Origin of the sequence: Aquabacterium commune (assembly GCF_004362855.1) — a bacterium.
GTDB lineage: Bacteria > Pseudomonadota > Gammaproteobacteria > Burkholderiales > Burkholderiaceae_C > Aquabacterium > Aquabacterium commune.
The window spans coordinates 255,498-279,329 of sequence record NZ_SNXW01000006.1 but is presented as its reverse complement, the minus strand read 5'-3'; the positions used below and the strand labels follow the sequence as shown (position 1 = coordinate 279,329).

The window sequence follows — 23,832 nt, the reverse complement described above, 5'->3', positions numbered from 1 at the left end:
ACGCTCCGAATCTGCCCTTTGAATGCAAAAATTTGTCGTCATCTGAAATAACAGCAGGCGGTCGCCGCGTCAGCGGTGGTTGTGCAGACCATCCCTAGAAGATCAGACTCAAGAAAAAATTGCCAACCTAATAAAAATCGCAGCTGAAGACTACGAAGAAGGTCAAAAGCTGAAAATCGTGATCATTGGCATAAATAAGGTTGGCAGCGAATTAATTCACCTTGTTCATGACATCGCCAAGCGTTGTGGCATACACAGAATCAAGCCAGCCCCACTCGACACAACAATTGAATTAATATCGAAAGGCGAGGAAAAATTAAACATCAAAATTTCCGATCACGAAGGCATATTTAAGGAGACAGGCGGCGACTATTGGCTAACCCAGCTGGTATGCCAGGCCATATGCCTATCGAAAAATATAACACAAACCGCCCCAACCAAGGCTGAGCTAGCACTTGACATTCCAGCCCTGCGTGCGAAGGTTACCGATAGACTCGATCATGCATATAGCGAGCCAGTAATTGAATTCTGCCGAGGAAACAGATTTAGATCAACAAACGATCCATATCTTAAGCTCTTGAAATGCGTGAGCGAGCAGGAAAGCTCAATTGTCGACCTAACTGAGCTTGCAAACGCTCACCCAGATGTACGCGGCAGCATCAACAACGTCAAAGAAAAAAGGCTTGCAATCCTTATTGATTCAAAGCCAATTTGCGAGAGATATTTCTACTACAACCCCGCAACAAAGCATTTTGCCATTGAAGACCCAGCATTATTTTATTTCATGAAGCACCTCAACTGGGATGATTTGCGAAAGAAGTGCGGATTTAGAGCCGGAGATCGCGAATTTGACTTTGACTTTGCAATTTCCTTCGCCGGCGAGAATAGGCCACTAGCACGTGCCATTAAAGCCCAACTTGAGACATTGGACTTCTCGGTATTCTTCGACGAATTGTTTGAGGCGAACTATCTTGGGCAAGCGTGGCACAAGACTTTTATGGATATATTTAGCGACAAGTCTCGATTTGTCGTCTGCCTGCTGGACAAATTCCATTTGGAAAAAATATGGCCAACCTTTGAGCGTGAGTGTTTTGTACCCCGAGTCCCCGAAGCCGCTGTGATCCCTATTTATTTGGATAATTCATCATTTCCTGGCATATCCAAAGACATCGTGGGAATCAAATTCTCACCCGATGGAGTACCGCAAGAGGATATTCAGAATAAAATTACGGACGAAATCATATACAAACTTGCAGCTCGCATCGAAAGCATTTGACCGATTTACAAATGAAGTCTAACTGTCGGTTCAACGCGGACGCGCAAGTGCCCGCAACCAAGGGCCATGCCTTCGGCATTCTCATGGCCTGTGTTGGTGCCCTACGCACCTGCGGTGCTCCGGCGCCGCTCACCTTGGTAGTTAATCCCACACCTGAATACCCCGTACGCATCACCCAATAGAACCACCACATCGACAACACGCCTCTGATGTCCGACCCATGTTGCTAACCCTGCTCATCGCCTCATTCGCAATCTCACTCCTGGGGTGGGGCACATACCTGCGTCACAAAGCCATGTCTCTTGCAGCAGCCGAGGTCGGCAAAGACCACACCACGTACATGAAAAATGTGCATGCAACACCGCGCCTCAACCGAACTTACCAAACGGGCTTGGCGCTTCATTTGTTGGCCGTGCTGATCGTCGTCATGTGGATCCTCTTGCGCAAATAGCCGCCCCGCCGTGAAACCCATCGTCACATCGCTCCTGTTATTCGTGTCGCTGACGCTCGGCACCGGCGCATTCGCTCAAACCTGGGCCACAGCCCAATCCAGGAACCCAAGCAATGGGCGTGTCATCGTTTTCCGATACGTCCAGACCTTTGCCTCTGGGTTTAGCAAGGCCCAGCAACCCATCAGGGTCATCGTGACCTGGCAGTACACATCGGAGAACGGCATGCCGACACCGGCGGAGCGCCAACGGATGGACGCATTGGAAGACCTGCTGGCGCCGGCCGTCGAAGCCACAGGCGTGGCCACGCTGGCGCTGGTGAGCACGGGCGAAGGGCTGCGCGAGTGGACTTACTACGCCAAGTCCGAGCAGGTGTTCCTCGGCAAGGTCAACCAAGCGCTCCAACGCCATCCCAAGTTCCCCATCGACATCCATGTCGCACAAGACAAGGCATGGCGCACCTACGAGCAGTTCGTCCAGCAAGTCCAGAAGCCGTAGCCGCATGCCATCACAACCACCACCCCAAACCACCCATGACCTCCCACCTCCTCCGCACCCTCGCCCTCACCTGCACGCTGGCCATGGCCGGCTGTGCCGCCACCGTCACCCGCAGTGGCCCGGCACCCGCGCCCTTGTCGGTCAGTCCGGCCGCCACGCGCGCCGTGTTCGTGCGGGTGGAGGCCGCGCCTGGCATGCCGCCCGGGGGAAACTGGGAGACCTTCAAAACCGACTGGCGCGACGGCATGGCCATCGCGGCCGGTCGCTCGGGCATGCAGGTGACGTGGTCTGACACCGAAGACGCGCGCAGCGCCGACCCAGCCGTGCTCGTCGTCGTGAAGGTGCGCAACTACCAGTACATGACGCCCGAAACACGCATTGGCCTGGGCATCCTGGCCGGCAACGCCTATGTGAACACCGAGGTCGAGTTCTACGAGCTGCCCGCCCGGAAGCTGCTGGGCAGCCGCCTGTATGGCACCACCACCAGCCCCGCCGAGGGCATCCTCTCGGCCACCACGCGCAAGCAGGTGCTGGCCATCAGCGACGAAGTCATCGCCGACATCCGCCGTTGAAACTGGCCACCTCCGGCAAGGCCCGCGCACGCAACCTCAGCCCATGAGCTCCACCCATCGCCACAACACCGGCTGGATCAGCTTGGCCCTGGCCCTGGCCACACAGGCACCAGCCCACGCCGCGCCCGCCGACACACCTGCAGCCGGCCTCACCGCCGCCCAGGTGCAAACCTACCGCGAAGGCCCCGGGCGCCAGCGCTGGATCGATGCCGCCCGGCAGATGGCGCAGTTGCGCCAGTCACCGCCCAGCACGGCCCTGGCCGACCTGTGGCGGGCGCTGGACGCCGGCGTGAACCGCCCTGCAGGCGTCAACCCGCTGCCCTTGGCCACCACGGCACAGTCCCTGCCCGAGCTGGAGGGCAAAACCGCCTGGCTGCGCGGCCAGGTGCTGGGCGGCCAGGCCGACGGGCGCTACAGCTACGCCTACGCCTTCAACCTGGCCCGCTTGGGCCGCTTCGGCGACCACCTGATGGAAGCCGCCATCTTCCTGGCGCATGGGCGTTTGGCGATGCAGATCGACACCGACCGCTGCACCGACCCGAGCGTGGCCATGGACACCACCGCGGCCTACGAAACACAGGCCCTGATGCGTGGCATGGACAGCGCCATCCAGACGCTCACGCCGCGCCAGCAGACCACCGCCTTGCTGGAAGCCGTGGTGCTGGAAGACACCCTGGGCGAGCGCCCACCCCAGTCTTGGCTGTGCGCCGCGCGCATGAACCCCTCGCACCTCACCGAGGTGCAGACGCCCAAGGGCGATGTGGGCCGCACCTTCGTCCTGAACCCGCCCCAGGCCAGCACGCTGTTCGTGGACGAGGCCACGTGGCGTGCCGCGCGGCGCCAACGGCTCGACAAGATGGCGCAAAGCCTGCTGCCCACACTGTGATCAACCCGCCCCAACACCAACCACCATGACACACACCCGCCACCGCACCGCCCTGGCCCTCCCCCTGAGCCTCACCCTCAGCCTGTGGGGCTTTGCCGCCCACGCCGGTCCGGCCATCGACCAGTTCAAGCAAGACATCGCGGCCTTCACGGCGGCCCAGGCCGCCAACCCCGACAAAACCATCCAGTACACCGACCCGCAAGGCGCGCTGGCCCGCGCGGTGCTGAACCCCGGGCGCATTCCCAGCGTGGTGGACGAAGCCCTGGCGGAGCCCAACGGCGCCGACCAGATCAAAGCCGCGCTGGAGGCCTACAAGCCCATCTCCAACAGGTACGCCGGGGCGTTCGAGCGCTTGCCCGGCAAATACGACGGGGAATACCTGGATTCTTTCGAAGCCATGTACCAAGTCACCCTGGCCGGGCTGAAGCCGCTCAAGGACGTCAAGCCGCAAGACATCCCGGACGAGACCCTGCGGCCCATGCTGGAAGCCGCCGTGAAAATGGCCGCAGCGATGCCCGCCATCTTGGTGAAGGTGCTGGAAAAGCAGGTGGACGCGGGCAAGTTCTCGGCGGATTTCACGCCGGTGGCGCGGGCGCGCATCGAAGCGCTGCGGGCAGCTCTGCCCAAGCCATGACAAAGTGATCTCCCCACGGCAGGGGGCTCCCCTTCGCTGGGATAATGCGGCCCCATGAACCCTCTGCTGCAGCGACTCCAGCCCTACCCCTTCGAACGCCTGCGCGGCCTGACCGCCGGCATCACGCCGAATGCGGCCCACCGGGCCATCAGCCTGGGCATTGGCGAGCCCAAGCACCCCACGCCGGCTTTCATCAAGCAAGCCCTCACCGACGCCCTCGACGGCCTGGCCGCCTACCCGGCCACCGCCGGTGAGCCCGCCCTGCGCGAGGCCTGCGCCGCCTGGGTGAAGCGCCGCTACGGCCTGACGTTGGACGCCGCCACGCAGATCCTGCCGGTGAACGGCTCGCGCGAGGGCCTGTTCGCCCTGGCGCAAACCGTCATCGACCCGAACCAGCACCGCGACGCGGGCGGCCCCACCGTGGTCTGCCCCAACCCCTTCTACCAAATCTACGAAGGCGCGGCCTTGCTGGCCGGGGCCCGCGTGGTGTTCGCCAATTCCGACCCGGCGCGCAATTTCGCGGCCGACTGGGGCAGCATCTCCGAGGAGGTCTGGGCCACGACGCAGCTGCTGTACGTGTGCTCGCCAGGCAACCCCACCGGCGCCGTGATGCCGCTGGACGAGTGGCAGCGCCTGTTCGCCTTGAGCGACCAGCACGGCTTCGTGATCGCCTCGGACGAGTGCTATTCGGAAATCTATTTCCGCGAAGGCGATGCGAACGGCCAAAGCGCAGCCCCCCTGGGGGGCCTGGAAGCCGCCGCCAAGCTCGGCCGCACCGACTTCAAGAACCTGATCGCCCTGACCAGCCTGTCCAAGCGCTCCAACGTGCCTGGCCTGCGCTCGGGCTTCGTGATGGGCGACGCGGCCCTGATGAAGGCCTTCCTGCTCTACCGCACCTACCACGGCAGCGCCATGAGCCCAGCCGTGCAGCGCGCCAGCGTGGCGGCCTGGAACGACGAGGCCCACGTGGTGGAAAACCGCAGGCTCTACCGCCAGAAGTTCGAGCGCGTCACGCCGATGCTGGCCGAGGTCATGAACGTGGCCCTGCCCGACGCCGGCTTCTACCTGTGGGCCGAGGTGCCAGCGCACCTGCCGGTGACGGGCGGGTTCTCGCCCGACGAATGGTTCACCCGAGAGCTGCTGGCTCAATACAATGTCGCGGTGCTGCCCGGCAGCTACCTGGCCCGCGAGGCGCATGGCGTCAACCCGGGCCGCGGCCGCATCCGCATGGCCCTGGTCGCCGGGGTGGACGAGTGCGTGGAGGCCGCCGAACGCATCCGCGCTTTCATCCAGTCCTTCCCGCGCTGACCTCCCGCGCTGACCTCCCGCGCTGATGTCCACGGCTTCAGCCCCTCCTTTTTTGCCTCCGAAGAACACACCATGAGCAACGCACTGCAAACCACCATCGACCAAGCCTGGGAACAACGCGCCGAGCTGTCCGCCGCCAGCGCCCCCGCCGAAGTCCGTGACGCCGTCAACCACATCATCGACCAGCTCGACACCGGCAAGATCCGCGTGGCCGAGAAGGTCAACGGCCCCAATGGTCTGCAATGGGAAGTGCACCAGTGGGTCAAGAAGGCCGTGCTGCTGAGCTTCCGCCTCAACGACAACGTGCCCATGGGCGACGGCGCCCTGCAGTTCTACGACAAGGTGCCCACCAAGTACGCCGGCATGAGCGCCGAGCAGCTCAAGGCCACCGGCGTGCGCGTGGTGCCCCCGGCCGTTGCCCGTCGCGGCTCCTTCCAGGCCAAGAACGTGATCCTGATGCCGTCCTATGTGAACATCGGCGCCTACGTCGATGAAGGCACCATGGTGGACACCTGGGCCACCGTCGGCTCCTGCGCCCAGATCGGCAAGAACGTCCACCTGTCGGGCGGCGTGGGCATCGGCGGCGTGCTGGAACCCCTGCAGGCCAACCCCACCATCATCGAAGACAACTGCTTCATCGGCGCCCGCTCGGAGGTGGTCGAAGGCGTGATCGTCGAAGAAAACTCGGTGATCTCGATGGGCGTGTACATCGGCCAGTCCACCAAGATCTACGACCGCGCCACGGGCGAAGTCAGCTATGGCCGCATCCCCGCCGGTTCGGTGGTGGTCTCGGGCAACCTGCCTTCGGCCGATGGCAAGTACTCGCTGTACTGCGCCGTGATCGTCAAGCGCGTGGACGCGCAAACGCGCTCCAAGACCAGCATCAACGACCTGCTGCGCGGCGCCTGATCGGCCCTTGCAGGCGATCTGCCCGTCTGAACCACATCCCAGGAGACCTTGATGAGCGGTGGCAACCTCGAACGCGTGCTGCGCCTGATGGCCGAGAAAAAGGCCTCGGACGTTTTCCTGTCGGCACGCACGCCCATCCTCATCAAGATCAACGGGCAGATCATGCAGTTGACCGACCAGGTGCTGACGCCGTCTCAGCCCCGGCAGCTGCTGGCCGAGATGGTGTCGCCCAGCCAGATGGAAGAGCTGGACGAAACCGGTGAGCTCAACCTCGGCCTGACGATTCCCGGCGTGGCCATCTTCCGCCTGAGCGCGTTCAAGCAGCGCGGCTCGGTGGCGGCGGTGTTCCGCCACATCCCTTCTGACATCCCGGCGCTCGACACGCTCAATGTGCCGCCGGTGCTCAAAGAGCTCATCCTGCAAAAGCGCGGGCTGATCTTGCTGGCCGGCGCCACGGGCACGGGCAAGAGCACCACCCTGGCGTCGATGCTGGAGTACCGCAACCAGCACATGACGGGGCACATCCTCACCATCGAGGACCCGCTGGAGTTCCTGTTCGTCAACAAGAAGTCCATCGTCAACCAGCGCGAAGTGGGCCGCGACACGCAGTCGCTTCAGGTCGGCCTGAAGAACGCGCTGCGTCAGGCGCCGGACTGCATCCTCATCGGTGAAATCCGCGACCGCGAAACCATGACGGCGGCGCTGTCGTATGCGCTGTCGGGCCACCTGGTGCTGTCCACCCTGCACGCCAACAACAGCTACCACGCGCTGGGCCGCATCCTGTCCTTCTACACGCCGGAAGCCCGCCCCGCACTGCTCAACGACCTGGCCTCGGGCCTCAAGGCCATCGTGTCGCAGCGCCTGCTCAAGGCCCAGGCAGGCCCCAATGCCGGCGGCCGCATCCCCGCCGTGGAGGTGCTGCTGAACACGCAGCTGGTGTCGGAAATGATCGAGCGTGGCGACATCTCGGCCGTCAAGGAAGCGCTGGAGAAATCCATGGCCGAGGGCTCGCAGAGCTACGAGCAGGACATCGCCCGCCTCATCAACGAGGGCATCGTCAGCCGCGACGAAGGCTTGCTGCATGCCGACTCGCCGACCAACCTGATGTGGCGCCTGCAGAACGACAACAGCCAGCAGACGAAGCTGATCCAGAAGCCGGAAGAGCAGGACCACGGCCCTTCCTTCACCGAGATCACGCTGGACGTGACCCCGGACGAGCCCGCCACAGGCTTCGGTGCCACGCGCTTCTGACCCCCGCTTTCTCCCGTTTTTCCCGGAACCGCCATGACCGCCACCCTGCGCCTCACCGAGGCGCTGATCGCCCGCCCCTCCGTCACGCCCGAAGACCAGGGTTGCCAGGCCCTCATGACCGAGCGCCTGAAGGCCTTGGGTTTCGAATGCCGCGCGCTGAGCTTCGGCCCAGCCGACGCCCCCGTGACCAACCTGTGGGCCATCAAGCGCGGCAGCGACGAGTCCGCGCCCGTGCTGGCCTTCGCTGGCCACACCGACGTCGTGCCCACCGGTCCGCTCGACCAGTGGGGCAGCCCGCCCTTCGTGCCCAGCCACCGCGACGGCCTGCTCTACGGCCGCGGCGCCGCCGACATGAAAACCTCGCTGGCCGCCATGGTCGTGGCCTCGGAAGAATTCATCGCCGCCCACCCGCAGCACAAGGGCAGCATCGCCTTCCTCATCACCAGCGACGAAGAAGGCCCCTCGGTCGATGGCACCGTGAAGGTGTGCGAGTGGCTGCAGCAGCAAGGCCAGCGCCTGGACGCCTGCATCGTCGGTGAGCCGACCTCGGTGCAGCAGGTCGGCGACATGATCAAGAACGGCCGCCGCGGTTCGCTCTCGGGCAAGCTGCGCGTCCAGGGCGTGCAAGGCCACATCGCCTACCCGCACCTGGCGAGGAACCCCATCCACGTGGTGGCTCCGGCCCTGGCCGAGCTGGTCGGCATCGTCTGGGACCAAGGCAACGAGCACTTCCCGCCGACCAGCTGGCAGATGTCGAACGTGCACGCGGGCACCGGCGCCAACAACGTCATCCCCGGCGAGGTTGTCATCGACTTCAACTTCCGCTTCTCGACCGAGTCCACGCCCGAATCGCTGCAGCAGCGCCTCAAAGACGTGCTGCGCCAGCACGGACTGGACTTCCACATCGACTGGACCTTGGGCGGCCGCCCCTTCCTGACCCGCAAGGGCCCGCTGGTGGAAGCCATGGCCGCGGCCATCGCGCAGGTCACCGGCGTCACCACCGAGCTGTCCACCACGGGCGGCACCTCGGATGGCCGCTTCATCGCGCAGATCTGTCCGCAGGTCGTGGAGTTCGGCCCCGTGAACGCCAGCATCCACAAGATCGACGAGCACGTGCGCGTCGCCGACATCGAGCCGCTCAAGGACATCTACCGCGGCACCCTGGAAAGGCTGCTCGCGTGAACGTCATCGAACTGATCGAAGCCAGCGCCCAGCGCCTGAGCGACGCCGGCGTGGCCTTCGGGCACGGCACCACCAACGCCTTCGACGAGGCCGCCTGGCTGGTGCTGTGGCGCCTGAACCTGCCCATCGATGGCCTCGACGAGGTCGCGGACCTGCCGGTCGGCACCGACCAGACCGACGCGGTCCACGAGCTCATCGGCGAGCGCATCGCCACGCGCAAGCCCGCCGCCTACCTGACGAAGCAAGCCTGGCTCCAGGGTGTGCCCTTCTATGTCGATGAGCGCGCCATCGTGCCGCGCTCCTTCATCGCCGAGGTGCTGGCCGATGGCAGCATCGACGCCTGGCTGGGGGAGCACACCCGCCGCGTGCTGGACCTGTGCACCGGCAACGGCAGCCTGGCCGTGCTGGCCGCCATGGCCTTCCCCGAGGTCACGGTGGACGCCGCCGACATCAGCGACGACGCCTTGGCCGTGGCCCGCATCAACGTCGATGCGCACGGCCTGCAAGACCGCATCACCTTGCTGAAAAGCGATGGCGTGTCTGGCGTGCGCGGGCCGTATGACCTGGTCCTGTGCAACCCGCCCTACGTCAACGCGGCGTCCATGCAAGCCCTGCCCGCCGAGTACCGCGCCGAGCCCGAACTCGCGCTGGCCTCGGGCGAAGACGGCATGGACTTCACCCGCGCCCTGTTCGCGGCCCTGCGCGCAGCGCCCGACCGATTCCTGAGCGAGGACGCCGTGCTGGTGCTGGAGATCGGCAACGAGCGCCCGAACTTCGAACGCGCCTTCCCCGAACTCGCCCCCGCCGTCACCTGGCTGCCCACGACGTCCGGCGACGACCAGCTCCTGCTCGTCACCCGCGACGCCCTGATCCTTCCCCATTGAGTCCTTCATGATCGTTCTGAAAAACGTCTCCCTGCTGCGAGGCGTGAAACCCGTCCTGGACCAGGCCAGCGCCACCCTCCACCCCGGCGAGAAGGTCGGCCTGATCGGGCGCAACGGCGCGGGCAAGTCCTCGCTGTTCTCGCTGCTGGCCGGACGCCTGCACCCGGACGCCGGTGACGTCGAGATCCCGCCCGCCTGGCTGCAACCGGGCGGCATGGCCGAGGTCGCGCAGAACATGCCCGAAACCGACGAGCCCGCCACCGACTTCGTGCTGCAAGGCGACGCCCGCCTGATGAAGGCCAAGGCCGATCTGGTTGCCGCCGAGGAAGCCGACGACGGCAACGCCATCGGCGAGGCCCACGCCAACCTGGCCGAAGCCGGCGTGTTCGACGCACCCGCGCGTGCGCAAGCGCTGCTGCTGGGCCTGGGTTTCACGCTGGAACAGGCCATGGCGCCAGTCAACAGCTTCTCGGGCGGCTGGCGGATGCGCCTGCAACTGGCCCGCGCGCTGATGTGCCCGGCCAAGCTGCTGCTGCTCGACGAGCCCACCAACCACCTGGACCTCGACGCCCTGGTCTGGCTGGAAGCCTGGTTGCAGCGCTACGAAGGCACGCTGCTCATCATCAGCCACGACCGCGAGTTCCTCGACGCCATCACCAAGGTCACCCTGCACCTCGACGACGGCAAGCTGACCCGCTACACCGGCGGCTACACGGCGTTCGAGTCGATGCGCGCCGAACGCATGAGCCAGCAACAGGCCGCGTTCAGCAAGCAGCAAGACAAGATCGCCCACCTGAGCAAGTTCATCGCGCGCTTCAAGGCGCAAGCCAGCAAAGCACGCCAGGCGCAAAGCCGCGTCAAGGCGCTGGAGCGCATGGAAAAGCTGGCCCCGGTGCTCACCGCCAGCGACTTCCAGTTCAACTTCCCTGAGCCGCTGAGCCTGCCCAACCCCATGCTCTCGCTGAAAGAGCTGGCCTGCGGCTACCACCGTGACGGCGCCGAGCCGCTCACCATCGTGTCGGGCATCAACCGCTCGGTGCTGCCGGGCCAGCGCATCGGCATCCTGGGTGCCAACGGCCAGGGCAAATCGACGGTGGTCAAAACGCTGTCGCGCATGAACAAGCTGGTCAGCGGCGAGATCACCGAGGGCAAGGGCCTGAGCATCGGTTACTTCGCCCAGCAAGAACTCGACGTACTGCGCATGGACGAAGGCCCGATGCAGCACATGCTGCGCCTGGCGCGTGAGGTCGGCCCCAACGCCCGCGAGCAGGAACTGCGCGACTTCCTGGGTCGCTTCCAGTTCACCGGCGACATGGTCAACCAGCCCGTGCACCAGTTCAGCGGCGGCGAAAAGGCCCGCCTGGTGCTGGCGCTGGTCGTGTGGCAGCGCCCCAACCTGCTGCTGCTCGACGAACCCACCAACCACTTGGACCTCACCACCCGCGAGGCGCTGAGCATGGCGCTCAATGAGTTCGAAGGCACGGTGATGCTGGTCAGCCACGACCGCGCCTTGCTGCGCGAAGTCTGCGACGAGTTCTGGCTGGTGGCCAAAGGCGAGGTCAGCACCTTCGACGGCGACCTCGACGACTACCAGAAGTACCTGGCCGACGTGGCCCGCGAAACGGCCCTGGCCGCACGGGCTGCGCGCGATGGCTCCAAGGCCCTGGCGGCGCAAACTGCACAAGCGACGGACCAGGCGGCATCCAGCCACACCGAGCCCACCGCCAGCGCCGAGCCCACCGTGTTCAACAGCAAGGGCAAGGAGGACCGCAAGGCGCAAGCCCAGGCCCGCGCCCGACTGAACGACCAGTTGCGCCCGCTGAAGGCCGAGCTGAAAAAGGTGGACGAGCGCATGGCCAAGGCCGCGGAGGAGCGCGACAAGCTCATGCAGGCGCTGGGCTCCATCAGCATCGGCCCCTCGGAGCGTGCCGACGGCGGCAAACGCCTCAAGTCGCTGGAAGAAGAGATCGAGCAACTCGAAGCGCGCTGGCTCGAACTGGGCGAGGCCATCGAGCGGGTCGGCAACTGAACAGCCACCACAGCGACCAGCCACTCGGCGCTACCATGCCGCATGCCCCGCTCCCCTCGCACCACCAGCAGCCCCAGAGCCCACAGCAACACCAGTCCCTCGGCAAGCACCCACGCTGACATGCTGCGCCTGGACAGCCAGCTGTGCTTTGCGCTCTACGCCACCTCGCTGGCCATGACCAAGCTCTACAAGCCGCTGCTGGCGCCCTTGGGCCTGACCTACCCGCAGTACCTCGTGATGCTGGTGCTCTGGGAGCGCGACGACCACACCGTGCTCGAGCTCGGCGAGCTGCTCCAGCTTGACTCCGGCACCCTCACGCCACTGCTCAAGCGCATGGAAGCGGCCGGCTGGGTGTCCCGCCAACGCGATGCCACCGATGAGCGCCGCGTGCGCATCTCGCTGACACCCCAGGGTGCCGCGCTGCGCGAACGGGCCGAAGGCGTGCCCGAGGCCATCTTCTGCCAGGCCGGGATGGCGATCGACGAGATGTCTTCGCTTCGGCGACAACTGCACGCCCTTCGGCAGCAACTCCAGGCCTGAACGACAGCCCCACACGCCGTGAGGGATTGGTGCCCTTGCGGCTGCCCAGCTCACATCATCCGCTTTAGACTGGGACCAATTCAGTTGCACACAATTGAATGACAAACACCTCAGACCTGAAAGGACACACCATGGCCTCCCCGACCCAAGTCATCTACACCGCCCACGCCACCGCCACCGGCGGACGCGATGGACGCGCCACCAGCTCCGACAACGCCCTGGACGTGGCACTGGCCCGCCCGGTGGAAATGGGTGGCAAGGGCGATGGCACCAACCCCGAGCAGCTGTTCGCCGCCGGCTACAGCGCCTGCTTCCTGGGTGCCATGGGCTTCGTCGCCGGCCAGAACAAGAAACTTCTGCCCAGCGGCACCCAGATCGCTGGCGCCGTCGGCATCGGCCCGATCCCTGCCGGCTTCGGCATCACCGTCAAGCTGAGCATCACCTTGCCCGGCATGGACCGCGCCGAGGCACAAGCCCTGATCGACGCCGCCCACCAGGTCTGCCCCTACTCCAACGCCACCCGCGGCAACATCGACGTCGTGCTCGAACTGGTCTGACGCCAACGCGGCCCAACGGCAGCAGGTGGCGGATTGCATGCCACAAACACATCCAGTTGCACCTGCTGCCAGTGGGCGGAATGCCAGAAAAAGGGTGTTAATCTCACGTTATCCCTGAGCATCCGAGATTGACGGGCGGCATCCCACCGCCTAACCTTGCGACCCATGCCTTTCACGACCCGACACTCCGGCCAGGCGGCGATTGCCACCGGTCACACTGCCGGGCCTGGATCGCAGCGCATCGCTTCTCTGGCTACCCTGCTTCTCTGTGTCGCGCTGATTTCCGGCCTCCTCTCGCAGCCTGTCCACGCACAAGCCGTGCCTCAGTCTGCGACCGTGTCCGTCACGGCGGCGCCAAGCAACACCGCGGAATCTGACGACCCCGTCGCGCGTTTCCTCGCCGACAAGGGCCTGATGCCATCCAAGCGCCCTGTGGCCGAATTGGCCCAGCAGGTGCGCAACACAGCCACCGACATCGCGTCCGAACTCGTGCTGTCGGCCATGAACTTCCTGGGCGTGCCCTACCGCCGCGGCGGTGACTCCAGGGAAACCGGCTTCGATTGCAGCGGATTCACGCGCCACGTCTTCGAAAACAGCATCGGTCTGATCCTGCCGCGCCGCGCCATCGAGCAGGCCAACTCCCCCGCGTTGATGCCGGTCCAGCAGGCCGAACTCAAGCCAGGCGATCTGGTGTTCTTCAACACCTTGCGCCACACCTTCTCGCACGTCGGCATCTACATCGGCGACAACAAGTTCATCCACTCGCCCCGCGCGGGTGGCCAAGTGCGCGTCGAAGACATGCGCCAGGCCTACTGGCAGCAGCGCTTTGACGGTGCACGGCGCGCACCGGCCGTGTCGGCGCAAAACGCCCCGACCTCGCGGAACAACTGAGTTGCGATCAGGCCCAAGGCTTGCGCGGCACAATCAGCGTCCATGAGCCTGCCCGCAGTACCGCGCCCTCACGGGGTCATCCCCATCCAGCCAGATACCAGCCTGAAGCCTGAGGCGCCTGTTCGTGTGGCCGGCGGTGAGGCTTTGCCCATGCCCGCCGCACTGGCACCCCAGGCTCCGCCCACGACGACATCGCCACGGGACCAGCGCGGCCGCGCCTTGCGCGACCTGCGCATCTCCGTGACCGACCGCTGCAACTTCCGCTGCGGCTATTGCATGCCGCGCGCTGCTTTTGGCCGCGACCACGTGTTCCTGCCGCACGAGGCCCTGCTGAGCTTCGAGGAAATCACGCGCGCCGCAGCCGCCGCCTTGCGCCTGGGCGTGCGCAAACTGCGCCTGACCGGCGGTGAACCGCTGATGCGCCGCGACCTGGAGCGGCTGATCGCCCAACTGGCGGCCCTGCGCACGTTGGACGGCACACCGCCCGAGCTCACCCTGACCACCAATGGCGTGCTGCTGACCCGCAAGGCCCAGGCCTTGAAAGACGCCGGCCTGCAGCGCCTGACCGTGAGCCTGGACGCCCTCTCCCCCGACATGTTCCAGCGCATGAGCGACAGCCAGAGCGAGGTGGGCGAGGTGCTGGCCGGCATCGAGGCCGCCCAGCGCGTGGGCCTGGCGCCGCTGAAGGTCAACATGGTGGTGCAAAAAGGCGTGAACGATGGCGAGATCCTGCCCATGGCCCGCCACTTCCGCGGCACGGGCATCGAGCTGCGCTTCATCGAGTTCATGGACGTGGGCCAGACCAACCGCTGGGACATGGCCCACATGCTACCCTCCAGCGACGTCCGCGCGCTCATCCACGCACAGCACCCGCTGCAAGCCGTCGATGCCCCTCGCCACAGCGACACCGCCGAGCGCTGGGCCTACGCCGACGGCGCAGGGCACGTCGGCTTCATCTCCAGCGTGACCCAGGCCTTCTGCGGCAACTGCACGCGCCTGCGCCTGTCCACCGACGGCCGCCTCTACACCTGCCTGTTCGCCTCGCAAGGCCATGACCTGCGCAGCCTGCTGCGCGACGGTCACACCGACGACGCCACTTTGACGCGCAGCATCGCCGCCCTCTGGCAGGGGCGCACCGACCGCTACTCCGAACTGCGCGGCCTGGACCACCCCGGCGAGCTGCCCGACGCCCCGCGCGTCGAGATGAGCTACATCGGCGGCTGAGCGCATGGCCAACATTGGCACCCCCGACGTGCCACCCACCCACACCGTCAGCGCCTGGCTGCTGGCCGGCGGCGAAGGCCGGCGCATGCAAGGCCAGGACAAAGGGTTGGTGAGCTGGCAAGGCCGCCCACTGGCCGCGTGGGTGCTGGACAGCCTCACCGCATCAGATACCGCATCCGACGCCGCATCGGCAGAAGCCTCGGCGAACGCGCAGACACGCGCGCCGGCCCGCCTGAGCGCCATCGGCATCACCGCCAACCGCCACCCGGAGCGCTACCGCGACCTGCTGGCCCGATGCGGCCCCGTGCTGCGGCAAGGCGTGCCCCTGGCGGTGCCCGGCGGCGTGCTGCCCGACGATGCCGACCTGCCCGAACGCAGTGGCCCGATGGCCGGCATCCTCACCGCCCTGCGCCACAGCCACACTGAGTGGGTGCTGGTGCTGCCATGCGACACCCCACGGCTGCCGCGCGACCTCTGGCCCAGGCTGCTGGCAGCCGCCCTCCAGCACAAGGCCGACATCGCCGTGCCCGTCACGCAGGACCCAGCCCCGGCAGACGGCAGCGACGGCACGCGCCACCAGTGGGTCTGCGCCCTCATGCGACGGCGGGTGTTCGATGGGATGCTGCGGTCATTCGTGAACGGTGAACGCAAAATCGGCCGCTGGACACAAGCCCAGCCATGGGTCGGCGTATGCTTCGACCCGGAGACCGATTTTCAAAACATGAACACCCTGGAGACACTGCATGGCCGGGACTGAGCCCACTGGGCACACACCCGCCGTGCGCATTTCGCGCGTGGCGCCAGCCCAGCTGAGCGCCTACAAAAGCCTGCGCGACGAGGCCCTGCGCCTGCATCCCGACGCCTTCGATGCCGACATCGAAAGCGAACAGGCCCGCCCGCCCGAAAGCTACCTGGGCCGGCTCGGCCTGGGCGAAACGCGCGGCGGCTCTTTCCTGCTAGGCGCCTGGCTCGGCCAGGACCTCATCGGCATGATCGGCCTGGAGCGGCAAACCCAGGCCAAGCTGCGCCACAGCGCCGAGCTCAACAGCATGATGGTCCACCCCGCCCACACCGGCAGCGGCGTGGGCCTGATGCTGATCGAAGCGGCCATCGCCGAAGCGCGCCAAGCGCTGGGCCTGGAGCAAATCGTGCTGCGCGTGAGCACCTCCAGCCAGTCGGCCATCCGCCTGTATGAACGCGCAGGTTTCCAGGGCTGCGGCGTCCTGCCGCATGCCCTCAAGCTCACCGACAAAAACGGCCAGGCGCGCTACTTCGACAAGCTCACCATGGTGCTCATCCTCTGAGCGCCCTGAGCGCCATCTGAGCGCCCCAGAAGCCGGTTCAGCGCGCCTCGGCCGCGCCCCGGTTGGCCAGGCCATCGGCCCGTTCGTTGCCCGGGTCGCCCGCGTGGCCCTTCACCCAGTGCCAATCGACTTTGTGCTGGAGCGTCAAGGCTTCCAGCCGCGTCCAGAGCTCCACGTTCTTGACCGGCTTGCCGTCGGCCGTTTTCCAGCCGCGGCGTTTCCAGCCCGTGATCCACTCGGTGATGCCCTTGCGCACGTACTCGCTGTCGGTGTAGATCGCCACGTGGCAATGCCGCTTGAGCACCTGCAGCGCCTCGATGACGGCAGTGAGCTCCATGCGGTTGTTCGTGGTCAGCATCTCGCCGCCCCACATCTCTTTCTCGTGGGGCCCACTGACCATCCACACCCCCCAGCCGCCACGGCCCGGGTTGCCCTTGCAGGCGCCATCGGTATAGACGACCACCGAGGGCTTGCTTGCCTCACTCATGCTTGCTCACGTTCCTTGTTGTGCCGCGCTGCGCGACCACGGCGGGTGCCGCGGCCGCATGCATGCGGGCTTTCTTGACCTTGCCCACCAGGTGCATGCCGCGCACCCGCTTGACGGCCACCACGAAATACACCGCGCCGAGCACGGGCCACCAGCGGTCACCCGCGTGCTCCATCCAGCGCAGCCGATCCCAGGACGATGCCTGACGCACCATGGGACGGTAACAACCGAAGCAGCCGCCCTCCACCTCCAGGTCGAGCAAGCGCAACCAGTCGCGCAGGCGCCAATAGGCGATGAACTCCCCCTGCGGCAAGACCAAGGCGGGCTTGACACCCCACCGCCCCATGCGCTGCCACAAGCCCCACAGGCTGGCCGGGTTGAAGCCGGCGATCACCACCCGCCCCTCGGGCACCAGCACCCGCTCGACCTCGCGCAGCGTGTGGTGCGGGTCGCGCGCCAGCTCCAGCGCGTGCGGCAAGACAACCAGGTCCAGGCTGTTCGATGGGAAGGGCAGCGACTCGAAGTCACAGCGCAAGCTGAACGGCGCACCGCACAACAGGCTGCTGTCGATCTCCACAGGCCCATGCACCAGGGGCGCCAGCTCGGCCGGGGGGCTCCAATGCTGGTAGGCTGTGTCCAGCGCCAGCCAACGGTGCTGCATGCGGTTGGCCCGCAAGGCGTCCAGCTCGGGCAGGCCCAGTTGCAGCGCATGGAAGCCGAAGATGTCGGCCACCAGCCTGTCCATCTGCTGCTGCTCCCACTCCAGCAGGGCCTGACCCGGCGTCAAGGCCAGCCAGGGGTGCAATTCAACGATGGGATCGACTTTGCTCATGGATCTGCTTGCCCTGCCCGCCTTCACCGACAACTACATCTGGATGCTTCACAACGGCCGCGAGGCACTGGTGATCGACCCCGGCGACGCCGCACCCGTGCAGCAGGCGCTCAGCGATGCAGGACTGACCTTGTCCGCCATTCTAGTGACCCATCATCACATGGACCATGTGGGTGGTCTGGCCGCACTGCAGCGCGAAGGCCTGCCAGTGTACGGACCTCGTCACGAAGACATCGCCGGGATCACCCACCCCCTGGGCGAGGGCGACACACTGACATGGCGCGGCCTGGACATGCAAGTGCTGGACGTGCCCGGCCACACGCGAGGCCACATCGCCTACTTCCTGCCCGATGGGCTGGGGTCGCTGGACCCGGACCCGCTGCTCTTCGCTGGCGACACACTTTTTTCAGCTGGATGCGGTCGCGTCTTCGATGGCACCATCGAACAGCTGTACGATAGCCTATCGAAGTTATCGCGCCTGCCGGATGCCACCCGCATCTGCTGCACGCACGAATACACGCTCGGCAACCTGCGGTTTGCGCAGGCGGTCGAACCCCACAACCCAGCGCTGGTCAGCCACACGGCCCACTGTGAAGCTTTGCGCGCACAGTCCTTGCCCACACTGCCCAGCACCTTGCGCGTCGAAAAGGGCATCAACCCGTTTCTGCGCTGCACCCAATCCGACGTGGTGGCCAGTGCCCTGCAGCACGGCGCCGAGGATGCCCGCCCACAGGCCATCTTTGCCGCACTGCGTCAATGGAAAAACCGTTTCTGACGATGAACGCCTTTCGCCCGATTCACCCGATTCAACGTGCCCTGCTGCTGAGCCTGACCACCGCATCCACCCTCGTGCTGTCCGCCTGCGGCAGCATGATGGAGAACCGCGCAGCCGATGCAGGACGCTCTGCCCGTGACACCCGCGACGTCCAGGAAGCACGCGAGGTGCGCCCGCTGCGCAACTTCGACCCCGACGCCCTGATCCGCCAATCGCCCACGGCCGCACGGGGTCCGGACCGCAACCTGACCCGTCAGGACCCGACCTCCGGACTGCGCGTGGACATCAACACCCCGATGGCAGCGGCCGGTCGCCAGGACAGCGCCGCGTCCGCGGAGGCGCTGGACGCCATCGGCACCCCGACGGACCCGCTGCGCCCCGACGCCACGCTGAATCTGTCCGACGCCAGCGCCACGCAAGACCTCTGGGGCCGCATCCGCAAGGGCTATGCCTTGCCGGAACTGCAATCCGACCTGGTCGCCGAGCACGAGCGCTGGTACGCCAGCCGCCCTGACTACGTGCAGCGCATGACCGACCGTGGCAGTCGCTACCTCTTCCACGTGGTCGAGGAAATCAACCGCCGCAACATGCCCACCGAGCTGGCCTTGCTGCCCTTCATCGAAAGCGCGTTCAACCCGCAGGCCATGTCTTCGGCGCGCGCTTCGGGCATGTGGCAGTTCATGCCCGCCACCGGCAAGGATTTCGAGCTCAAGCAGAACCTCTTCCGCGACGACCGCCGCGACGTGCTGGCCTCCACCCGCGCAGCGCTCGACTACCTGCAACGCCTCAACCGCATGTTCGGGGACTGGCACCTCGCCCTGGCCGCCTACAACTGGGGCGAAGGCAATGTGCAGAAAGCGATCGCGCGCAACCAGCGCCAGGGCCTGCCCACCGACTACCTCAGCCTCAACATGCCGCCCGAGACGCGCAACTACGTGCCCAAACTGCACGCCGTGCGCAACATCGTGATGCAACCCGAGCGCTTCGGGTTGAGCTTACCGCCGGTGGAAAACCACCCCTACTTCGTCAGCGTGCCCATCCAGCGCGACATGGACCTGTCCCTGGCCGCGCGCCTGGCTGGCCTGCCGCAAGACGAGTTCAAGGCGCTGAACCCCTCGCAGAACAAGCCCGTCATCCTGGCCGCCGGCACACCGCAGGTGCTGCTGCCTTACGACAACGCCAACCTCTTCGTGCACAACCTGGGCAAGCACAAGGGCCCGCTGGCCTCCTGGACCGCCTGGCAGGTGCCCAGCACCATGCGCCCCGGCGACGCCGCCAAGCGGGTCGGCATGAGCGAGACCGGCCTGCGCGAGCTCAACCACATCCCACCCAAGATGCTGGTCAAGGCCGGTTCGACGCTGCTGGTGCCTCGCTCCGAGCATCGCGAACAGGATGTCTCCGAAGCGCTCGCGGACAACGCCATGATGGCCCTGGCACCCGACCTGCCCCCACTGCGCCGCGTGAGCTTCAAGGCCGGCAAGCGCGACTCTGTGGTCAGCGTGGCCAAGCGCTACCGTGTCTCTGCCCAACAGGTGGCGCAGTGGAACCGAACTTCGGCATCGGCCAGCTTTGGCAAGGGCCAGAGCGTCGTGGTGTTCGTGCCCACGCGCAATGCCGTGACCACCAAGGTTGCGACCCACACGGGCACCCAGGGCACCCAGGCGCATCGCGCAGAGCCAGCAAGCCGCAAGACGACCTCTGTGGCGGCCTCACGCCGCGGTGCCGTTCGTGTGGCCAGCGCCGCACCGGCAGCGCGCTCGGCATCGGTGGCTCGCAGCAGCAATGGCAACGCCAAACTGCGCACGGCACCGTCACGCAACACGCGCATCCGCGTGGCCAGTGCGCGCTGAGCTTCGAGGGGGGTTGAGTCCGGACTGTTGAGCTTGGGCTGACTGGGGCTGCGAACAACCCAGCCTTCAGCGGCGGTCCATGAACGCATGGGCGATGGTGCCCAGGTCCACGTACTCCAGCTCGCTGCCCACCGGCACACCGCGGGCCAGGCGCGTGACCTTCAACCCACGGGCGCGGAGCTGCTCGCTCAGCACATGGGCAGTGGCTTCGCCCTCGGCGTGGAAATTCGTGGCCAGGATGACCTCCTGCACCACGCCATCGCTGGCGCGCTCCAGCAGCGCCGACATCCCGATGTCACGCGGGCCGATGCCGTCCAGCGGGCTGATGCGCCCCATCAGGACGAAGTACAAGCCTCGGTAACTGCCTGTGCGCTCCAGCGCAGCCTGATCGGCTGGACTCTCGACCACGCACAGCAGCTGACGCTCCCGCGCCTCGTCCAGGCACACCTCGCAAACCGGCTCGTGGCTGAAGGTGTAGCAGCGCGCGCAGTGCTTCACCTCTGACACGGCCGTCTCCAGGGCCTGCGCCAGGCGCAGGGCCGAAGGCCGGTCGTGCTGGAGCAGGTGGTAGGCCATGCGCTGCGCCGACTTCTGCCCCACGCCAGGCAGGCAGCGCAGGCTGTCGATGAGGGCGTCCAGTGCAGCGTCGGCCATGGTCGTGTCGGGGTGGTTCAGGCGTGCAAGACGGGATCAGAACGGCAGCTTCATGCCCGGGGGCATGGGCATGCCGGCGGTCAGGCGGCCCAGCTTTTCCTGGCTGGTGGTTTCGGCGCGGCGGGCGGCGTCGTTGAAGGCTGCGGCCACCAGGTCTTCCAGCATGTCCTTGTCGTCGGCCAGCAGGCTGGGGTCGATGGTCACGCGGCGCACCTCGTGCTTGCAGGTCATCACGACCTTGACCAGGCCCGAGCCCGACTGACCTTCGACCTCGATGTGGGCCAGCTCGTCCTGGGCCTTCTTGAGGTTGTCCTGCATCTGCTGGGCCTGTTTCATCAGGCCGGCAAGTTGTCCTTTGAGCATGGCTCGTCCTTTCTTGTCTGACTTTGGAAGCTGGGCACGCACTCGGGCGCGCCCCTGGGGTGGATTGTCGCCGGGAACGCTCGCAACATGCGGCCAACCGAGGCGCGGCAAGCGGTGTTCAGATCGGGACCACCGAGCCAGGCACGATCCGCGCACCCGGGTACTGGGCCAACAGACCACGCACCAAGGCATCGCCCTCGATCAGGGCCTCGGCCGCGTGCTGCCGGGCCTCGCGCGCGGCCAGGTCGCGCTGCGCGGGTGTGTTGACCGCGGCGCCCTGCGCCACATGGAGCTGCACCTCGCAGCCCAGCACCTGGGCCAGGGCCTGGGTCAGGCGATCTTTGTGCATGTCGCCGCACAGGCTGGCGCGCGGCACCTGCAAATGCCAGATGCTCAGCGCACCTTCTTGCCGCTGTGCCACGCACTGCGACTGCACGGCCAGCTCACGCACCAAGGCCGTGATCAAGCCCTGGGCCTGCATTTGCGCCACGAGTTCGGCCCAGCGGTCGGACAGCGGGTCAGGCGGCAGTTCGGCCAGTTGGCGAGACAGCGGCATGGGCGGCGCGCTGGCAGAGGCAGAGGCAGAGGCAGTGCCAGCCCCCGCAACGGCAGCAGCAGTCGATGCGTTCTCCGATGACGTGAATGCCTCAGGCGCTGCATCGGCACCATCGCCCCAGCCATCGTCAAAGCCAGGTGGCGGCCCGTTTTCCCAGGCCTCGACATGCTTCGTGCCAGACGACACCGAGGCCTCGTTGCCCATGTCGGGCGGCGCATCCAGGTGCTCGGGCGGCGCGTCGTCCCACGGCGCCGATGCCGGGCGCACGTCCCGAGCCACGGCGGATGGCACGGCAGACGCGACAGGCGGCACGGAGGGCTGCACAACAGGGGCTGCAGTCGGTGGCAAGGCGGCCCGTGTCGCAGGCGATGACGCCGCAACAATCGCCGCCGGTGTGCTTGGGGGCTCAGGCGGTCGCGGCTGAGAAGCCGCTGCCCTGGCCAGTTGCCCCGCTTGGGGCCCCCCTGTCACCACACTGCGAGGCTCGGCGGCTGTGGGGCGTGCCGCCGAGCCCTCAGATTTTGGGCTGGCGCCTGCGCCCCCTCCCGGCTTGAACGCCAACAATCGCAACAACAGCATCAGCAGGCCGCTGTATTCGTCGGGTGCCAGCGCCAGCTCGGCGCGGCCTTGCAGGCACAGGCTGTAGAACAGCTGGGTCTCGTCCTGGGCCAGCAACGGTGCCAGCTGCGTCCAGGTCTGCGCGTCCGGGTCCGTCTCATCGACCGCCTGCGCCATGGCGGGCACGGCCTGCACCACGGCCATGCGCTGCAGGCCCGCCGCCAGATCCTCCAGCGTGCCGGAGGCGGACAGGCCCAACTCGCGCAGGGCGTCCACCGCCGCGACCAAGCCCGCACCGTCGCCCGCCGCCACGGCCTCGATGATGCGCTGCACGTGCTGACGGTCCACCGACCCCAACATGCGCCGCACGGCATCTTCCTGCAAGGCACCGCCACCGAAAGCGATGGCCTGGTCGGCCAGGGACATGGCATCCCGCATGGACCCGCGCGCCGCACGGGCGAGCAGGCGCAAAGCGCCCGGATCGTGGGCGATGCCCTCGTGGTCCAGCACCTGGGCGAGGTGCAGCTGAACGGTCTGCGCCGCCATCGGCCGCAGGTTGAACTGCAGACAGCGCGACAGCACCGTCACCGGCACCTTCTGCGGGTCCGTCGTGGCCAGCACGAACTTGAGGTAGTCGGGCGGCTCTTCCAGCGTCTTGAGCATGGCGTTGAAGGCCGTGTTCGAGAGCATGTGCACTTCGTCGATCATGTAAACCTTGAAGCGCCCCACCACCGGCTTGTAAACCGCTTGCTCCAGCAACTGCGAGATCTCATCGACCCCGCGGTTGGACGCGGCGTCCAGCTCGACGTAGTCCACGAAGCGGCCTGCATCGATGTCTCGACAAGGCTGGCACTGGCCGCATGGCGTGGCGGTGATGCCGCCCTGCCCATCAGGCCCGGTGCAGTTCAACGACTTCGCCAGGATGCGCGACACCGTGGTCTTGCCCACGCCACGGGTGCCCGTGAACAGGTAAGCGTGGTGGAGTCGCTGCTGGGTGAGCGCGTTGGACAAGGCCTGCACCACATGCCCTTGGCCCACCATGGACTCGAAGCTGGTCGGCCGGTATTTCCGCGCGAGAACGGTTGTCGTCATGGCGCGATTCTAGGGGCTGGTGGCCTGCATCCACGACGGGAGGCAGTGCCGTGAGGGAGGGCAATCGTACAATCTTGCGCTCCGTTTGATACAATCCGTAACATCAGGGCTCGGAAAGTCACCCCCCATTTACCCATAAGTACTATCACAGCGTGGTGCTGGGGCATACAATTTCATTAACGCGGCTTGTCCAATACCACGCGATGCAATTCCTTGCTGCGCGTCGGGCAATCAGGCCGCATACCTTGACAGCCGGTTGACTCGCGCCGTT

25 protein-coding genes are annotated in these 23,832 nt (G+C 66.1%); 20 read left to right on the top strand and 5 right to left on the bottom strand.

Features of this window, described 5'->3' with window-relative positions:
* Nucleotides 1-79: 79 nt before the first annotated feature.
* The 18 genes from EV672_RS12225 to EV672_RS12140 all read left to right on the top strand — a co-directional run bounded on the left by EV672_RS12225 (nt 80) and on the right by EV672_RS12140 (nt 16,394).
* Nucleotides 80-1,276 (top strand): TIR domain-containing protein, encoded by a 1,197-nt coding sequence (locus EV672_RS12225; RefSeq protein ID WP_133609562.1) that lies wholly within the window; start codon nt 80-82, stop codon nt 1,274-1,276.
* 220 nt (nt 1,277-1,496) lie between these two features.
* Nucleotides 1,497-1,727 (top strand): hypothetical protein, encoded by a 231-nt coding sequence (locus EV672_RS12220; RefSeq protein WP_133609560.1) that lies wholly within the window; start codon nt 1,497-1,499, stop codon nt 1,725-1,727.
* A 10-nt stretch (nt 1,728-1,737) separates the two neighbouring features.
* The gene (locus EV672_RS12215) at nt 1,738-2,223 is read left to right on the top strand and encodes a DUF695 domain-containing protein (RefSeq protein ID WP_133609559.1); all 486 of its coding nucleotides are present in this window, start codon (nt 1,738-1,740) and stop codon (nt 2,221-2,223) included.
* 35 nt (nt 2,224-2,258) lie between these two features.
* Nucleotides 2,259-2,795 (top strand): hypothetical protein, encoded by a 537-nt coding sequence (locus EV672_RS12210; protein WP_133609557.1) that lies wholly within the window; start codon nt 2,259-2,261, stop codon nt 2,793-2,795.
* A gap of 43 nt (nt 2,796-2,838) precedes the next feature.
* Complete coding sequence (locus EV672_RS12205) at nt 2,839-3,681, top strand: hypothetical protein (RefSeq protein WP_133609555.1); 843 nt, start codon at nt 2,839-2,841, stop codon at nt 3,679-3,681.
* A 25-nt stretch (nt 3,682-3,706) separates the two neighbouring features.
* Nucleotides 3,707-4,315 (top strand): hypothetical protein, encoded by a 609-nt coding sequence (locus EV672_RS12200; RefSeq protein ID WP_133609553.1) that lies wholly within the window; start codon nt 3,707-3,709, stop codon nt 4,313-4,315.
* A 54-nt stretch (nt 4,316-4,369) separates the two neighbouring features.
* Nucleotides 4,370-5,623, top strand: coding sequence for a succinyldiaminopimelate transaminase (dapC, locus tag EV672_RS12195; RefSeq protein ID WP_133609551.1), 1,254 nt, complete (start codon nt 4,370-4,372; stop codon nt 5,621-5,623).
* A gap of 72 nt (nt 5,624-5,695) precedes the next feature.
* On the top strand, nt 5,696-6,532 hold the full coding sequence (gene dapD / locus EV672_RS12190; protein ID WP_133609549.1) for a 2,3,4,5-tetrahydropyridine-2,6-dicarboxylate N-succinyltransferase: 837 nt from the start codon (nt 5,696-5,698) through the stop codon (nt 6,530-6,532).
* 51 nt (nt 6,533-6,583) lie between these two features.
* Nucleotides 6,584-7,783, top strand: coding sequence for a PilT/PilU family type 4a pilus ATPase (locus EV672_RS12185; protein WP_133609547.1), 1,200 nt, complete (start codon nt 6,584-6,586; stop codon nt 7,781-7,783).
* A 33-nt stretch (nt 7,784-7,816) separates the two neighbouring features.
* Nucleotides 7,817-8,965: a succinyl-diaminopimelate desuccinylase gene (dapE, locus tag EV672_RS12180; protein WP_133609545.1), complete on the top strand. Its 1,149-nt coding sequence runs from the start codon at nt 7,817-7,819 to the stop codon at nt 8,963-8,965.
* Nucleotides 8,962-9,849: a 50S ribosomal protein L3 N(5)-glutamine methyltransferase gene (gene prmB / locus EV672_RS12175; protein ID WP_133609543.1), complete on the top strand. Its 888-nt coding sequence runs from the start codon at nt 8,962-8,964 to the stop codon at nt 9,847-9,849. The genes dapE and prmB overlap by 4 nt, the downstream gene beginning before the upstream one ends.
* A 7-nt stretch (nt 9,850-9,856) precedes the next feature.
* Nucleotides 9,857-11,878: an ABC-F family ATP-binding cassette domain-containing protein gene (locus tag EV672_RS12170; protein ID WP_133609541.1), complete on the top strand. Its 2,022-nt coding sequence runs from the start codon at nt 9,857-9,859 to the stop codon at nt 11,876-11,878.
* Nucleotides 11,879-11,920: 42 nt separating this feature from the next.
* Nucleotides 11,921-12,418: a MarR family winged helix-turn-helix transcriptional regulator gene (locus EV672_RS12165; RefSeq protein ID WP_133609539.1), complete on the top strand. Its 498-nt coding sequence runs from the start codon at nt 11,921-11,923 to the stop codon at nt 12,416-12,418.
* A 131-nt stretch (nt 12,419-12,549) separates the two neighbouring features.
* Nucleotides 12,550-12,975: an organic hydroperoxide resistance protein gene (locus EV672_RS12160; protein ID WP_133609537.1), complete on the top strand. Its 426-nt coding sequence runs from the start codon at nt 12,550-12,552 to the stop codon at nt 12,973-12,975.
* 318 nt (nt 12,976-13,293) lie between these two features.
* Nucleotides 13,294-13,866 (top strand): C40 family peptidase, encoded by a 573-nt coding sequence (locus tag EV672_RS12155; RefSeq protein WP_243738659.1) that lies wholly within the window; start codon nt 13,294-13,296, stop codon nt 13,864-13,866.
* 150 nt (nt 13,867-14,016) lie between these two features.
* The gene (gene moaA / locus EV672_RS12150) at nt 14,017-15,090 is read left to right on the top strand and encodes a GTP 3',8-cyclase MoaA (protein ID WP_133609631.1); all 1,074 of its coding nucleotides are present in this window, start codon (nt 14,017-14,019) and stop codon (nt 15,088-15,090) included.
* 4 nt (nt 15,091-15,094) lie between these two features.
* Nucleotides 15,095-15,847: a molybdenum cofactor guanylyltransferase gene (mobA, locus tag EV672_RS12145; RefSeq protein ID WP_133609533.1), complete on the top strand. Its 753-nt coding sequence runs from the start codon at nt 15,095-15,097 to the stop codon at nt 15,845-15,847.
* Nucleotides 15,834-16,394: a GNAT family N-acetyltransferase gene (locus EV672_RS12140; protein ID WP_133609531.1), complete on the top strand. Its 561-nt coding sequence runs from the start codon at nt 15,834-15,836 to the stop codon at nt 16,392-16,394. The genes mobA and EV672_RS12140 overlap by 14 nt, the downstream gene beginning before the upstream one ends.
* A 37-nt stretch (nt 16,395-16,431) precedes the next feature.
* Here the strand turns inward: EV672_RS12140 and rnhA are convergent, their stop codons facing one another.
* Together rnhA and EV672_RS12130 are read right to left on the bottom strand one after the other, a co-directional pair.
* The gene (gene rnhA, locus EV672_RS12135; RefSeq protein WP_133609529.1) at nt 16,432-16,881 is read right to left on the bottom strand and encodes a ribonuclease HI; all 450 of its coding nucleotides are present in this window, start codon (nt 16,879-16,881) and stop codon (nt 16,432-16,434) included.
* A complete protein-coding gene (locus EV672_RS12130) occupies nt 16,874-17,713 on the bottom strand; it encodes a class I SAM-dependent methyltransferase (protein WP_133609527.1) in 840 nt (279 codons plus the stop codon). The genes rnhA and EV672_RS12130 overlap by 8 nt, the downstream gene beginning before the upstream one ends.
* On the opposite strand from EV672_RS12130, the gene gloB reads away from it, so the two are divergent.
* Together gloB and EV672_RS12120 are read left to right on the top strand one after the other, a co-directional pair.
* On the top strand, nt 17,712-18,488 hold the full coding sequence (gene gloB / locus EV672_RS12125) for a hydroxyacylglutathione hydrolase (protein WP_133609525.1): 777 nt from the start codon (nt 17,712-17,714) through the stop codon (nt 18,486-18,488). The genes EV672_RS12130 and gloB overlap by 2 nt on opposite strands.
* Nucleotides 18,470-20,338 (top strand): transglycosylase SLT domain-containing protein, encoded by a 1,869-nt coding sequence (locus EV672_RS12120; RefSeq protein ID WP_341770487.1) that lies wholly within the window; start codon nt 18,470-18,472, stop codon nt 20,336-20,338. The genes gloB and EV672_RS12120 overlap by 19 nt, the downstream gene beginning before the upstream one ends.
* 66 nt (nt 20,339-20,404) lie before the next feature.
* On the opposite strand, the gene recR is transcribed toward EV672_RS12120, so the two are convergent.
* From recR to dnaX, 3 genes are all read right to left on the bottom strand, one after another.
* Nucleotides 20,405-20,992, bottom strand: coding sequence for a recombination mediator RecR (gene recR / locus EV672_RS12115; protein WP_133609523.1), 588 nt, complete (start codon nt 20,990-20,992; stop codon nt 20,405-20,407).
* A gap of 36 nt (nt 20,993-21,028) precedes the next feature.
* Nucleotides 21,029-21,355, bottom strand: coding sequence for a YbaB/EbfC family nucleoid-associated protein (locus EV672_RS12110; protein ID WP_133609521.1), 327 nt, complete (start codon nt 21,353-21,355; stop codon nt 21,029-21,031).
* Between the two features lie 118 nt (nt 21,356-21,473).
* Entirely contained in the window at nt 21,474-23,561 is a 2,088-nt protein-coding gene (dnaX, locus tag EV672_RS12105) for a DNA polymerase III subunit gamma/tau (protein ID WP_133609519.1), read from the bottom strand.
* Nucleotides 23,562-23,832 lie beyond the last annotated feature (271 nt).